This window comes from Paracoccus simplex, from assembly GCF_042648325.1.
In the GTDB taxonomy this organism is placed as follows: Bacteria; Pseudomonadota; Alphaproteobacteria; order Rhodobacterales; family Rhodobacteraceae; genus Paracoccus; species Paracoccus simplex.
Window position 1 is genome coordinate 42,604 of the sequence record NZ_JBHRXE010000018.1, and the last position, 13,713, is coordinate 56,316.

The window sequence follows — 13,713 nt, forward strand, 5'->3', positions numbered from 1 at the left end:
TGGCGCCGGCGGTCAGCGCGTCCAGCCCCTTGCGCGAGAGCACCCCGGCGCGGTCGAGCGCGGCCAACACCCCGGCGTTGAAGGTGTCGCCGGCGCCGATGGTGTCGGCGACCTCGACTTGCATCGCCGGGGCGGCCAGCGGTTCGCCCGACCAATGCGCCCGGGCACCGGTGGAGCCGCCGGTCTGGAAGACCACCCGCGGCCCGCGGTCGAGGATCGCGGCGGCGGCTTGCTCGAAGGTCTTGCCCGGCATCAGCCAGTCGAGGTCGTCGCCCGAGAGCTTGACCAGGTCGACCATCCCGAAAAGCCGGTCGAGCCGGGCGCGATAGGCCGTCTCGTCGGCGATGAAGAAGGGGCGGATGTTGGGGTCCAGCATGACCGGGATGCGGTGGCGGACACGCTCGACCAGGGCTTCGACGGCGGCGCCGCAAGGGTCGGGGACTAGGCTGATGCCGCCGATGAACAGGGCCGAGACCGCGTCGGGGATCTCGGGCAGATCCTCGGGCGCCAGCATCCGGCCGGCCGAGCCCTCGTCGTAGAAGGCATAGCGCGCCTCGCCCCCGGTCAGGGTGACGAAGGCCAGTGTGGTCAGCCGGTCGCTGCGCGGGCAGAGGCCGGTATCCACCCCCGCCTCGGCCAGCGGGCGCAGCAGCATCTCGCCGAAGGTATCGCGCGAAATCGGCCAGAGATAGCCGGCCCGCGCGCCCATGCGGCCAAGCGCAATGGCGGTGTTATAGACCGAGCCGCCGGGCAGCGGCCGGTAAAGGGCGCCCTCGGGCACCATGTCGATCAGCGATTCCCCGGCGCAAAGGATCATAGCCTCTCCCTTCCTTCGTCAGTCCGCTCCCGTCTCCTGATAGCGGTAACTGCCGCCGATGGAAATATCCGGCGTGAGGTCGGCGGCGCCGATGCGGACGAAGCCGCCGCGTTCGTTCAGCCAGAGCAGCGCCAGCAGCAGCGCCAGCGCCAGCAGCAGCGCGAAGCCGATCTTCCAGGCCGACCAGGGCCGTTCGCCCTGCACGCGACCGGACTGACCGTTGACCACGAAACGGTAGCTCTGGCCGTTGTAGCGATAGGCGGCGGTCCAGACCGGCAGCAGGATATGCTTGAAGGTCTCGTCGCTGTGGCGGGTTTCGATGCCGGTGATGCGCTGTTCGTCGCCGCCGATGGCGTGGCGCACGTCCATGGCGATGACGCCGGCCATTTCCTGCCGGGCGATGTCATGGCCCGAGCCGAGCGGGATCGTGTAGCCCTCGGCCAGGAAACCGGCCAGGTATTCGGGCCGGTAGGGCACCAGGTGCGACAGATCCCAGGGCGTCAGCGCGTCGGTGATGCGGCGCGGCAGCGCGCTGGAGGCCAGCACCAGCACGTCGTCGAAATTCCGCGCCACCTGGCCCGAGGCCGGGGTCCAGCGCGTCCTGCGCACCTGCTGGGCCACCCGCTGCTGGCGGCCGTCCACCATCTGCGTGACGTAGACCGTCTCGTAATACCAGTCGCCGCGCGCGCCGCTGTAGCGCGAGGCGGTGTCGGCGTCGAAGGTCCAGAACGGCGAATAGACCCCGCTCATCCTTTTGCCGCGCCGCGCATAGGCGGTCAGGCCCGAAGGCGCGAACCAGAGCCCGCGCAGCCAGTCCTCGAGCGCGGTCTTGGCCTGCGCCTCGGTGATGACGAAGGGCAGCACGCCCTGCGGCTTGAGGTGGCGGCTGGTGCCGGTGTCGGTGACCACGGCGGTGGCGCAGAACGGGCAGGCCGAGGCGTGGCGGTCGCTGGTGATCTCGACCTTGGCGCCGCAATTCGGGCAGGAAAGCGTGCGCACCGTTTCGGTCAGGTCGCTGTGCCGGTCCAGCGACAGCCCGTGTTCCAGCGGCAATTCGCGCAGGCCCGGCGCCTTGTGGCCGCCGTCCCATTGCAGCGCCCGCCCCGTCGCCGGGTCGAGCAGGATGGCGCTTTCGCCCCACGGTCCCTGCCGGGTCTGGCGGGAGGGCGCGCGGGCGGGGCCGGGGCCGATCCGGCTTTCATGCCCGCAATAGGGGCAGACCAGGCTTTGCTGACCCGGCGAGAATTCCAGGCTGGCGCCGCAATTCTCGCAAGGATAGCGATATTCCGAGGGCGGCGTCGGCATTCCGGCCGCTTACCCCGCCTTCGGGACCGGCGGCGGCGGCGGCGCGACGGTGAAGAGCTGGGCGAGTTCCGCCACCTCGTCCGCCGGTTTCCAGCCGTCCTGTCCGGGGGTCCAGACCAGCGTCTCGCGGGTGAAGCCGCCCTCGCGCACGAGGCGGCCGAGATGGGCGCGGCCATAGGGGCCGTCGGCCTGGCCGTTCACGGCGATGTGCCAGACGGTTTCGGGATGCAGCGGCGGCGGGCTTTGCGGGGCCTGCTGCTGCTGCGGCAGGGCGCCCCAGGGGCCGCGCTGCGCCATCGCCGCGCCCAGTCCGGCGCCCAGTCCGGCGCCGATGCCCGCGCCCATGCCGCCGGGCTGGTTCGAGGCGTTCAGCATCGCCTCGGAGGCGGCATATTGGCCGAAGCGGTTCAGGTCGCCGACGATGCCCATCGAGGTGCGCTTGTCGAGCATCCTTTCCACCTCGTCCGGCAGGCTGATGTTCTCGATATAGAATTCCGGAATGGTCAGGCCGTAGCCGGCCACCGTCGGGCCGATCGCCTTGGCGACCATCTGGCCCAGCTCGGCGGTATTCGCCGCCATGTCCAGCACCGGGATGCCCGAGGCGGCGATCAGGCGCGAAAACTCCTGCACGATGATGTTGCGCAGCTGGAAGCTGATCTCGTCGCGGGTGAACTCGCCATCGGTGCCGACGATTTCGGTCATGAAGCGGCCGGGATCGGTCACGCGCATGGAATAGGTGCCGAAGGCGCGGATGCGGACGGGCCCGAATTCGGGGTCGCGGGCGATGACCGGGTTTTTCGTTCCCCATTTCAGGTCGTTGAAGCGGGTGGTGTTGACGAAATAGATCTCGGACTTGAAGGGGCTGCGGAAGCCGTGGTCCCAGTGCTGCAGCCGGGTCAGGATCGGCAGGTTGTTGGTTTCCAGCATGTAGAGGCCGGGCTGGAACACATCGGCGAGCTGCCCTTCGTGGATGAAGACCGCGGCCTGGCCCTCGCGTACGGTCAGCTTGGCGCCGTATTTGATCGCCTTGCCGACGGTCGGGTAGCGATAGACCATGGTGTCGCGGGTGTCGTCGGTCCATTCGATGATCTCGATGAACTCGCCGCCGAGGATGTTGAACAGGGACATGGGTCTGCCTTTCCGTTGCGGCGCCGCGGGCAGGAGCGTGCCGGGACATCCCTGGTCCCCAGCCCGCCCGGCGCTGTCGATGAGGATAGTGCCGAGGCCGCCCCGCTCGTCAAGCGAGGAGAGGGTGGCGATGCCGGCCGGGATTCATCTTTTCTTGAGGAAAGGGTGCTGGCCAATCGGAAATGCCGTCCCGCCCCCGATCCCGGATAGGTGCCATGCCGAAGCAGCCAGACCCTCCGCCCGACCGGATCCTGCGCCGGTTGACGGGGATCGCGGCCTGGCTGGGCCTGACGTTCCGGTCGCTGCGGGGCGGGGGCCGGTCACACCTCGGTCCCCAGCAGCTCGCGGGCGATCTGCATCACGATGGGGCGGGCCTCGGCCTCGGTCATGCCGGGGTGCAGGCGCGGGTCGTAAAGGATCTTCAGCAGCAGTTCGTCATGCCGGGTCAGATAGGCGAATTCCTCGTCGTCGTTGAAGATCGAGGGGCGCACGCGCGGGCTGTCATTGGCCAGCCCCATGCCCTGCGCCAGTTCCTCGTGGATGCAGGAGCGGCGCAGGCGCGGCGGCAGCTCGGCCCGGATCAGCGCCACCGCCTGGGCATAGGTCGGGGAATTGCCGCTGGAATAGGCGAAGACCGTGCAATAATTCTGCGGCGCCAGGTCGCGCAGCGCGGCGATGTCGCCGGCCGGAATGCCCGGCACCAGCGCGGACAGGCGCGGACCGATGGCACGCCGTTCGTCCTCGTTCAGGATCAGCACGTTGAAATTGCCCGAGGCGCCGGTCAACGCCACCGGCTGGCCGCTGACGCGCTGCAGGCGCGCCGCGAAGCCTGCCACCTCGGCGCGGTCGCGGGCGCGCTGGGCCGGGGCGACCGAGTCGCCGAATTCCAGCCGCACCCGCACCGGCTGCTGCCAGCGCCGCAAGGGCGCGGGCACCGGGCGCGAGACCAGCTTGCCGCCGTCGCGCACATATTCGTCATGCAGCGCCACCTCGATGAAATCCTCGGCCAGCTTCTCGGGGGTCAGCGCGATCTCGGTGCCGGGATCGGTGCGCAGCCGGCCGCGGGCGATCAGCGTCTCCTCGATGCCGGCGAGATAGTCGCGCATGTTGCGGCTGACGGGGGATGCGGCTGCGGCCTCGGCCCGGGCGGTGGCGGCGCGGGCATTCTCGGCGCGTTCGCGGCGCAGCGCGGCCTGATCGACCGGCGGCGGTTCGGGCCGGTCGGGTGGCGGCGGCGCCTCGACAGCGGGGGGCGGGGTTTCCGTCGGCGGCTGGGGCGCGCAGGCGGCAAGCAGCGCCAGCAGGGCCAGCGCGACGGGCAGGGGCAGGAGCGGAGGAAAGCGGGCAGGCAGGGTCACGATGGCGTCGTTGCTGGGGTTGCGGATCGGGCGCTGGCCGCGGCGAGGGTGTTGCGCAGCTCGGTCTCCATGGTCTTCAGGTCTTCCTCGGCGGCGGCGCGGCGGGTGCGGCCCTCGTCGGCGATGCGCAGGCTGTCCTCGATGGTCGAGATCAGCTCGGCATTGGCGGTGCGCACCGCCTCGATGTCGAAGACGCCGCGCTCGATCTGGGTGCGGATCTGGGCATTGGCCTCGCGCAGGTTCTTGGCGTTGGCGGTCAGAAGGTCGTTGGTCAGGTCGTTCGCCTCCTTGACCGCGCGAGCGGCCTCGGCGCTGCGCTGGATGGTCACGGCCTGCGCAAGCTGCGTTTCCCACAGCGGCACGGTGTTCACCAGGGTCGAGTTGATCTTGGTGACCAAGGACTTGTCGTTTTCCTGCACCAGCCGGATCGAGGGCAGCGACTGCATGGTCACCTGCCGGGTCAGCTTGAGGTCATGCACCCGGCGGTCCAGGTCGTCGCGGGCCGCGCGCAGGTCGCGCAACTCCTGCGCGGCCATGACCTTGTCGTTCTCGGCCGCGGCTTCGACGGCGGCTTCCTTGGCAGGGGTCTCGTCGCGGTCGATCTGGGCCAACTTCTCCTCGCCCGCGGCGATATAGAGCGCGAGTTCGTCATAGAAGTTCAGCGTCCGGTCATAGAGCAGGTCGAGCGACTTGATGTCCTTGAGCAGCCGGTGCTGGTGCTGGTCGAGATCGGCGGTGATGCGGTCGATCTGGCCCTGCACCTCTTCGTAATTGGCGACGAATTTGGCGAAGGGCGCGGCGCGGCCCAGAAGCTTCTCCCACCAGCTGCGCCGGCGGCGCACGTCCAGCTCGCTGACCGAAAAGCCGCGGATGGTGGTCACGATCTCGCGCAGCGACTCGCCGGCCGGGCCCACGTCCTTGTTTCTGACGTCGGCCAGCATGGCCTGGCTGATTTCCTGCAGCTCGTTCTGGGCGCGGGCGCCAAAATGCACGATCGAGCCGGAGTCGCGGATATCGACCTCGGCCATGCGCTTGCGGATCTCCTCGGCCACGGCGGGCCCGGCCTCGGCCAGTTTCGGCGCGGCGGCGGGCGGTTCGGGCAGGACCACCGAGGTCACGGTCTGGATCTCGTCCAGCGCGGCCTGGGCGCTGGCCTGTGTCTGCGTGGTCATCCGGCGTCGTCCTTTCCTGTGGGAGCTTCTGCAAGGCAGGGGCTCGGCCGCAGAATAGGCCGATTCCCGATGAGTTCAACGAGCGCCCGCGGGTGCGGTTCCCATTGCCCCGGCGGGTGTTGCCATCCTGCCCGGGTGGCGCCGGATCCGCCGGGGCGGGGGCTTGCCGGCCGGGCCGCTTTGCGTTGCGCGGCGGGCGGGGGGCGTGTAGAACCTGCCCGATTGAGCGTTGCGAAGGGAGCCCGTGCATGCGCAGAGTTGTCGTCACCGGTCTGGGGATGGTCACGCCGCTGGCCTCGGGGGTCGAGGAGACCTGGTCGAGACTTCTGGCCGGGGAATCCGGCGCCGGACCGATCACCCGGTTCGACACCAAGGACGTAACGACGAAATATGCCTGCGAGATCCCGTTCGGCGACGGTACGGGCGGCAGCTTCAACCCCGATGACTGGATGGAGCCCAAGGACCGGCGCAAGGTCGACGACTTCATCCTTTACGGCATGGCCGCCGCCGCGCAGGCGGTGCAGGATTCCGGCTGGGAGCCGGCAAACGAGGACGAGCGCGAGCGCACCGGCGTCATGATCGGCTCGGGCATCGGCGGGTTGTCCTCGATCGCCGATACGGCGGTGCTGATCAAGGAACGCGGGCCGAAGCGGGTCTCGCCCTTCTTCATTCCGGGGGCGCTGATCAACCTGGTCTCGGGCCAGGTCTCGATCCGCTTCGGCTTCAAGGGGCCGAACCATGCGGTGGTCACCGCCTGCTCGACCGGCGCGCATGCCATCGGCGACGCGGCGCGGCTGATCGCGCTGGGCGATGCGGACGTCATGGTCGCGGGCGGCACCGAAAGCCCGATCTGCGAGATCGGCATCGCCGGCTTCAACGCCTGCAAGGCGCTGTCGACCAAGCGCGAGGACGACCCCAGGGCGGCATCCCGCCCCTGGGACGAGGACCGCGACGGCTTCGTCATGGGCGAGGGCGCCGGCGTCGTGGTGCTGGAGGAATACGAGCACGCCAAGGCCCGCGGCGCCAAGATCTATGCCGAGATCCTGGGTTACGGCATGTCGGGCGACGCCTATCACATCACCGCGCCCAGCGAGGATGGCGACGGCGGTTTCCGCAGCATGACCAATGCCTTGGCGCGCGCGAACCTGTCGCCGGGCGACCTGGACTACATCAATGCGCACGGCACCTCGACCATGGCCGACGTGATCGAACTGGGCGCGGTCGAGCGGCTGCTGGGCGAGGCGGCGGGGAACGTCGTCATGTCCTCGACCAAGTCGAGCATCGGGCATCTGCTGGGTGCGGCCGGCGCGGTCGAGGCGATTTTCTGCATCCTGGCGCTGCGCGACCAGATCTGCCCGCCGACGATCAACCTGGACAACCAGGCGCGTGAATCCGCCATCGATCTGGCCGCCAATGCCGCCGTGCGGCGCAAGGTGGATTACGTGCTGTCGAACAGCTTCGGCTTCGGCGGCACCAATGCCAGCCTGGTGATGGGGCGGGTCAAGGAATGATCTGGCGCCACATCGCGTCGAACTTCCTGACGCTGCTGATCGTGATCCTGATCGCGGTCGCGGCGGCCATCGCCTGGGGCAAGCACGAATACTCCCGGCCCGGCCCCAGCGCCGTGGCGGCTTGCGTGCGCGTCGCGCCGGGCGCCAGCCTGAACGCGGTCAGCCAGCAACTGGCCGAGCAGGGCGTGGTGTCCAATGCCTATGTGTTCCGGGCCGGCGCGGATTATGCGGGGAAGTCGCGCGATCTGAAATACGGCTCTTACCTGATGCCGCCGCAGTCCAGCATGGAGGAGATCGTCCGGGTCATCACCGCCGGCGGTCCCAGCACCTGCGGCACCGAGGTGGTGTTCCGCATCGGCGTGCGCGAGAACTCGGTGATCCTGCGCGACATGGATGCCGGGACCGGGGTGTTTGCCGAGCAGGCGAAATACAACCCCGCCAGCGAGCCGGCGCCCGAGGTCATCGCCGCGGCCGAGCAAAAGCCGGACGCGCGGCTGCGCATCTCGGTCGCCGAGGGCGTCACCAGCTGGCAGGTGGTCGAGGGGCTGAAGCAGGCCGGCTTCCTGGGCGGCGAGGTCGCGAAACTGCCGGAGGAGGGCAGCCTGGCGCCCGATACCTATGACGTCGAGAAGGGCGCCGACCGCGCCGCGCTGCTGGCCGAGATGGCGCGGCGGCAGGCCGCGCACCTGGCCGCGGCCTGGGAGAAGCGCGAGCCGGATCTGCCCTATGCCACGCCGCAAGAGGCGCTGATCATGGCCTCGATCATCGAGAAGGAGACCGGGGTGCCGGACGAGCGCCGGGTGGTGGCCAGCGTCTTCGTCAACCGGATGCGGCAGGGGATGCGGCTGGAGACCGACCCGACGGTGATCTATGGCATCACCGGCGGCAAGGGGGTGCTGGATCGCGGCATCCGCGGATCCGAGCTGCGTCGGCGGACGCCCTACAACACCTATCAGATCGACGGGTTGCCGCCGACGCCGATCGCCAATCCCGGCCGGGCCGCCATCGAGGCGGCGATGGATCCGGAGGATACCGATTACGTGTTCTTCGTCGCCGACGGCTCGGGCGGCCATGCCTTTGCCCGCACGCTGGAGGAGCACAACCAGAACGTCGCGCGCTGGCGCGAGATCGAGCGGCAGCGCGGCGAGCCGTTGTCGCCGGTGCAGGGCGACTGACACCGCAAGACGGGGGCGATTCCGTCCCCGTTTTCGCCCTGTTGCGCGGCCGCGCGATGGGGTGTTGCGCGAGGCAATTCATTGTTTCGAAAGAGTAATTGGCAGAGGGGCGCGCAACCATGGGTTTTGCGTTGACTCTGCGAACGCCCTGAAGTAGAAATTACCCATGCTGGGAGAAATGGGCAAGCGGCCGGGTCGGTGACCTTGGGCCGCTTTTTTCATGTCTCGCTCGTGCGGACAGGCACACGAGGGCAGGGCGATCAAGAATGACCATGAGTTTCGATCCGGGGCCGGAGGCGCCGGAAGGGCCTTTCGTGCCCGGCGCCGCCACGGCGCCCGATATGAGCGTGCTGGAGATCGCGGACGGGCTGTTTTGGTCCTACGCGGCGGATCTGGACAGGCTTCGCCGCAAGATCACGGCGGGCAAGACCGACGATTTGAAGGAATCCGGCAAGCTGGTGCGCGCCCTGCGGGACGCGACCCAAATGGTGCTGGAGGAAAGGAACAAGGTTGACAAGCTTCGCAAGGATGCTGCCGGACAGGTCGGTGCAGGGGCACTCGACCTTGTCGCGGCACGAGATGAAATCGGGCGCCGCCTGGCTTGCCTCCGCCGAGCCGGAGGAAGTTGACGAATTCCTGGGGGGCCTCAGCGACAATGCCCTGGCGGCGCTGCCCTGGCTTTTCGAGTTCTGGGCGCTGCCGCATCAGCTGCCGCCCGAGGGCGACTGGAAGACCTGGGTGATCATGGGCGGGCGCGGCGCGGGCAAGACCCGCGCCGGCTCGGAATGGGTGCGCGCGCAGGTCGAGGGGGCGACCGCCGATGCTCCGGGGCGGGCGCATCGCGTGGCGCTGGTGTCCGAGACCTTCGACCAGGCGCGGGACGTGATGGTCTTTGGCGAGTCGGGCATTCTGGCCTGTTCGCCGCCAGACCGGCGTCCGGTCTGGGAGGCGGGGCGGCGGCGGCTGGTCTGGCCCAATGGTGCGACGGCGCAGGTCTATTCGGCGCATGAGCCCGAGGCTTTGCGCGGGCCGCAATTCGACGCGGCCTGGGTCGACGAGCTGGCGAAGTGGAAGAAGGCCGAGGAGACCTGGGACATGCTGCAATTCGCGCTGCGGCTGGGGCAGCATCCGCAGCAGGTGGTCACCACCACGCCGAAGAACGTCGGGGTGCTGAAGCGGATCCTGGGCAATGCCTCGACGGTGACCACCCATGCCCCGACCGAGGCCAACCGCGCCTATCTGGCCGAAAGTTTCCTGGCCGAGGTCGAGGCGCGCTATGCCGGCACCCGGCTGGGCCGGCAGGAGCTGGAGGGGCTGTTGCTGGAGGATGTCGAGGGGGCGCTGTGGACCACCGCCATGGTCGAGCGCTGCCGGGTCGAGGCGGCGCCGCGGCTGTCGCGCATCGTGGTGGCGGTCGATCCGGCGGTGAGTTCGGGCGCGGCCTCGGACGAATGCGGCATCGTCGTGGCCGGCGTGGTCAGCGAGGGGCCGGTGACGGAGTGGCGGGCCTATGTGCTGGAGGACGCCTCGGTCCGGGGCGGGCCGTCGGACTGGGCGCGGGCGGCCATCGCGGCGATGCAGCGGCATGGCGCCGAGCGGCTGGTGGCCGAGGTCAACCAGGGCGGCGACCTGGTCGAGAGCGTGATCCGGCAGGTCGATCCGCTGGTGCCGTTCCGCGCCTTGCGGGCCGGGCGCGGCAAGGGCTTGCGGGCCGAGCCGGTGGCGGCGCTTTACGAGCAGGGGCGGGTGCATCATCTGCGCGGGCTGGGCGTGCTGGAGGACCAGATGTGCCGGATGACCGTGGCGGGCTATGGCGGCAGGGGCTCGCCCGACCGGCTGGATGCGCTGGTCTGGGCAATCCATGAGCTGGTGATCGAGCCGGCGGCGGCCTGGAGACGGCCCTCGGTGCGGGGGTTGTAGCGCCGGACCGGGGGACGTCGCGTCCCCCGGACCCCCTGCGGGGTATTTGGAAAACGGAGAAGGGGCCTTGGGGCCTGCGGAGGGTCGCGGGAGCGGCCCTTTTTCATTGGGGATTCAGGAGGGACCGATGGCATTTCCCTGGTTCGGACGGGGGGCTGCGGCCGCGAGGCCGCCCGTCGTCGAGGTCGAGAAGAAGGCCAGCGCCACCGGCAAGGTGGTGGCGCTGGCGGCGGGCTCGGGGCGGGTGGTCTGGTCGCCGCGCGACACGGTCAGCCTGACCAATGCCGGCTTTGCCGGCAACCCGGTCGGGTTCCGGGCCGTGCGGCTGATTGCCGAGGCCGCCGCCGCGGTGCCGCTGGTCTGCCAGGACCGCGAACGGCGCTACGAGGTGCACCCGGTGCTGGACCTGCTGCGCCGGCCCAATGCCGGGCAGGGTCGCGCCGAGCTGTTCGAGGCGCTGTTCGGGCAGATCCTGCTGAGCGGCAATGGCTATCTGGAAGCGGTGGGCGAGGGCGCCAAGGGCTTGCCGGCCGAGCTGCATGTGCTGCGCTCGGACCGGATGGCGGTGGTGCCGGGGCCGGATGGCTGGCCCGTCGCCTATGAATATGGCGTGGGCGGGCGGAAGGTGCGCTTCGACATGGCGGGCAGTCCCGATCCGATCTGCCATATCCGCAGCTTCCATCCGCTGGACGACCATTACGGGCTGTCGCCCATGCAGGCGGCGGCGGTGGCGGTGGATGTGCATAACAGCGCCTCGAGCTGGTCGAAGGCGCTGCTGGACAATGCGGCGCGGCCTTCGGGGGCGATCGTCTACAAGGGGGCGGACGGGCAGGGCAGCCTGTCGCCGGACCAGTATGACCGGCTGGTGACCGAGATGGAGATGCACCATCAGGGCGCGCGCAATGCCGGGCGGCCGATGCTGCTGGAAGGGGGGCTCGACTGGAAGCCGATGGGGTTCTCGCCCAGCGACATGGAGTTCCACGAGACCAAGCTGGCGGCGGCGCGGGAAATCGCCCAGGCCTTCGGCGTGCCGCCGATGCTGATCGGCATTCCGGGCGAGGCGACCTATGCCAATTACGCCGAGGCGAATCGCGCCTTCTATCGGCTGACGGTGCTGCCGCTGGTCTCGCGCGTCGCCGGCGCCGTGGCCTGGTGGCTGTCCGAGCATCTGGGCGCCGAGATCGACCTGCGGGCCGATCCGGACCGGGTTCCGGCGCTGGCCGAGGAGCGCGACAGCCATTGGCGGCGCATCGGCGAGGCCGCCTTTCTGACCGAGGCCGAGAAGCGGGCGGCGCTGGGCCTGCCGCCCTTGGCGGAGGGCTGACGATGGAGGGCTCGCGTTTCGTGAAGGAGCCCTTCGACTGGCACGACCAGCGCTTCGATACGCAGGAGCGGATCATGGCGCTGCAATTCGGCCAGGTCGAGCGGCGGCTGGAGCGGATCGAGGCGCTGATCGAGGGGCTGGAGCGGCGGCTGTGGATGACCGTCTATGGCGTCGTCGCGGTGATCCTGACCCAGGCGGTGCAGTCGATCCTGGAATATGCACCGAAAGGAGGCTGACATGGATTCAAAGGATTACGGGCTGGAGCTGAAATATGCACCAGGCGGCTCGTTGATGGCGGAGGGCACGCGCATCGAGGGCTATGCCAGCTTGTTCGGCCTGGCCGACCAGGGCGGCGATATCGTGGTCCGCGGCGCCTATGCGGCCAGCCTGGCGCGGCTGGCGGCGCGGGGCGACAAGGTGCGGATGCTGTGGCAGCACGATCCTGCCAGGCCCATCGGCGTCTGGGACGAAATCCGCGAGGACGAGAAGGGGCTGTGGGTGAAGGGCCGGCTGCTGCCCGAGATCGCCCAGGCCCGCGAGGCGGCGGCGCTGATCGGGGCGGGCGCCATCGACGGGTTGTCGATCGGCTATCGCACCGTGGCCGCCGAGCGCGACGGCAAGGGCCGGCGGCTCTTGTCCGAGGTCGAGCTGTGGGAGGTGTCGCTGGTCACCTTCCCGATGCTGGCCGAGGCCAAGATCGGGCGCAAGTCCGAGGGCGCATCGGAATTGGCGGCGGCCTTCCGGGCCGCGACGCGGGCGCTGCGCGCCGAGTGAGGTTCACCAGATGGAGGGGACGATGACCGAGGTGAAGGCCGCGGCCGGGGCGGACATGCCCGGCGAGCTGGGGGCCGAGATGCTGGGGTTCGTCAATGAACTCAAGACATTCCGATCCGACATTCAGAAGCGACTGGAAGCACAGGAAGAACGCATGACCATGCTGGACCGCAAGACCATTTCCCGCGCCCGCGCCCCGCTGTCGGCCGAGGCCGATCAGGGCGCGCCGCATCAGAAGGCTTTCGATGTCTATATCCGCCACGGCGACGACGGCGCGCTGCGCGGGTTGCCGCTGGAGGGCAAGGCGATGACCACCACCAGCGACGGCGGCTTTCTGGCGGCGCCGACGGTGGCCCTGCAGGTGCAGGAGGCGCTGAACGTCACCGCCTCGCTGCGCAAGGTCGCCAATGTGGTGACGGTGGAATCGGCCACCTACGAGGTGCTGGTCGACATGGGCGACATCGCCCATGGCTGGGCGAGCGAAGCCACGGCGCAGGCCGAGACCGGCAGCTCGACCGTGCAGCGGGTGGTGATCCCGGTGCACGAGCTTTCCGCCATGCCCAAGGCGAGCCAGCGGCTGCTGGACGACAGCGCCTTCGACGTCGAGACCTGGCTGGCCGGCCGCATCGCCGAGAAATTCGCCCGCGCCGAGGCGACGGCCTTTGTCAACGGCGACGGCGTGAACAAGCCCAAGGGCTTCCTGACCCATGCTAAAGCGCCGAACGGCACGGCGACCAATGTGCAGATCGGCACCATCGCCTCGGGCGGGGACGGGGATTTCGCAGCGACCAATCCGGCCAATGCGCTGATCGATCTGGTCTATGCGCTGGGCGCGCAATACCGGGCCAATGCAAGCTTCCTGATGAACTCGAAGACCGCCGCCGCGGTGCGCAAGATGCGCGATACCGATGGCCGTTTCCTGTGGGCGGATTCGCTGGCGATGGGGCAGCCGGCGCAGCTGCTGGGCTATCCGGTGCTGGTCTGCGAGGATATGCCGGACATCGCCCGCGGCTCGTTCTCGATCGCCTTCGGCGACTTCCGCTCGGCCTATACCATCGTCGAGCGGCCGGACCTGCGGGTGCTGCGCGATCCCTTCTCGGCCAAGCCGCATGTGCTGTTCTATGCCACCAAGCGCGTCGGCGGCGGCGTCACCGATGCCCGCGCCGTCAAGCTGATGGTCTTCGGCTGATCCAGGGCCGAAGCGGGGGCCGCGCGGCCAATGTCCGCCG

General features: G+C 69.4%; 13 protein-coding genes. 8 read left to right on the top strand and 5 right to left on the bottom strand.

The genetic code is table 11. The features are described from left to right. The 5 genes from ACFOMP_RS08030 to ACFOMP_RS08050 form a co-directional block, all read right to left on the bottom strand. Window positions 1–817: carbohydrate kinase family protein (locus ACFOMP_RS08030; RefSeq protein WP_379029482.1), on the bottom strand; the 817-nt coding region annotated here is incomplete at its 3' end. An 18-nt stretch (window positions 818–835) separates the two neighbouring features. Continuing rightward, window positions 836–2,122, bottom strand: coding sequence for a zinc ribbon domain-containing protein (locus tag ACFOMP_RS08035; protein WP_379029304.1), 1,287 nt, complete (start codon window positions 2,120–2,122; stop codon window positions 836–838). A 9-nt stretch (window positions 2,123–2,131) separates the two neighbouring features. Then, window positions 2,132–3,250 (bottom strand): SPFH domain-containing protein, encoded by a 1,119-nt coding sequence (locus ACFOMP_RS08040; RefSeq protein ID WP_379029307.1) that lies wholly within the window; start codon window positions 3,248–3,250, stop codon window positions 2,132–2,134. A 320-nt stretch (window positions 3,251–3,570) separates the two neighbouring features. After that, complete coding sequence (locus ACFOMP_RS08045) at window positions 3,571–4,602, bottom strand: DUF2927 domain-containing protein (RefSeq protein ID WP_379029490.1); 1,032 nt, start codon at window positions 4,600–4,602, stop codon at window positions 3,571–3,573. Between the two features lie 2 nt (window positions 4,603–4,604). Then, window positions 4,605–5,780 (bottom strand): toxic anion resistance protein, encoded by a 1,176-nt coding sequence (locus ACFOMP_RS08050; protein ID WP_289895758.1) that lies wholly within the window; start codon window positions 5,778–5,780, stop codon window positions 4,605–4,607. Window positions 5,781–6,028: 248 nt separating this feature from the next. Between ACFOMP_RS08050 and fabF the strand changes: the two genes are divergently transcribed. The 8 genes from fabF to ACFOMP_RS08090 all read left to right on the top strand — a co-directional run bounded on the left by fabF (window position 6,029) and on the right by ACFOMP_RS08090 (window position 13,673). Next, window positions 6,029–7,291: a beta-ketoacyl-ACP synthase II gene (gene fabF / locus ACFOMP_RS08055; protein ID WP_379029311.1), complete on the top strand. Its 1,263-nt coding sequence runs from the start codon at window positions 6,029–6,031 to the stop codon at window positions 7,289–7,291. Continuing rightward, on the top strand, window positions 7,288–8,466 hold the full coding sequence (mltG, locus tag ACFOMP_RS08060; RefSeq protein WP_379029314.1) for an endolytic transglycosylase MltG: 1,179 nt from the start codon (window positions 7,288–7,290) through the stop codon (window positions 8,464–8,466). The genes fabF and mltG overlap by 4 nt, the downstream gene beginning before the upstream one ends. 266 nt (window positions 8,467–8,732) lie before the next feature. Continuing rightward, window positions 8,733–9,095 (top strand): permease, encoded by a 363-nt coding sequence (locus ACFOMP_RS08065; protein ID WP_379029317.1) that lies wholly within the window; start codon window positions 8,733–8,735, stop codon window positions 9,093–9,095. Then, on the top strand, window positions 9,046–10,386 hold the full coding sequence (locus tag ACFOMP_RS08070) for a DNA-packaging protein (protein ID WP_289895931.1): 1,341 nt from the start codon (window positions 9,046–9,048) through the stop codon (window positions 10,384–10,386). The genes ACFOMP_RS08065 and ACFOMP_RS08070 overlap by 50 nt, the downstream gene beginning before the upstream one ends. 127 nt (window positions 10,387–10,513) lie before the next feature. Next, window positions 10,514–11,710, top strand: a complete 1,197-nt coding sequence (locus tag ACFOMP_RS08075; protein WP_379029320.1) for a phage portal protein — start codon at window positions 10,514–10,516, stop codon at window positions 11,708–11,710. 2 nt (window positions 11,711–11,712) lie between these two features. Then, window positions 11,713–11,946: a GTA head formation protein, RCAP_rcc01685 family gene (locus tag ACFOMP_RS08080; RefSeq protein WP_019352420.1), complete on the top strand. Its 234-nt coding sequence runs from the start codon at window positions 11,713–11,715 to the stop codon at window positions 11,944–11,946. 1 nt (window position 11,947) lies between these two features. Beyond that, window positions 11,948–12,484, top strand: coding sequence for an HK97 family phage prohead protease (locus ACFOMP_RS08085; RefSeq protein WP_379029323.1), 537 nt, complete (start codon window positions 11,948–11,950; stop codon window positions 12,482–12,484). A 22-nt stretch (window positions 12,485–12,506) separates the two neighbouring features. Next, window positions 12,507–13,673 (top strand): phage major capsid protein, encoded by a 1,167-nt coding sequence (locus ACFOMP_RS08090; protein WP_379029326.1) that lies wholly within the window; start codon window positions 12,507–12,509, stop codon window positions 13,671–13,673. The last annotated feature ends 40 nt before the right edge of the window (window positions 13,674–13,713 follow it).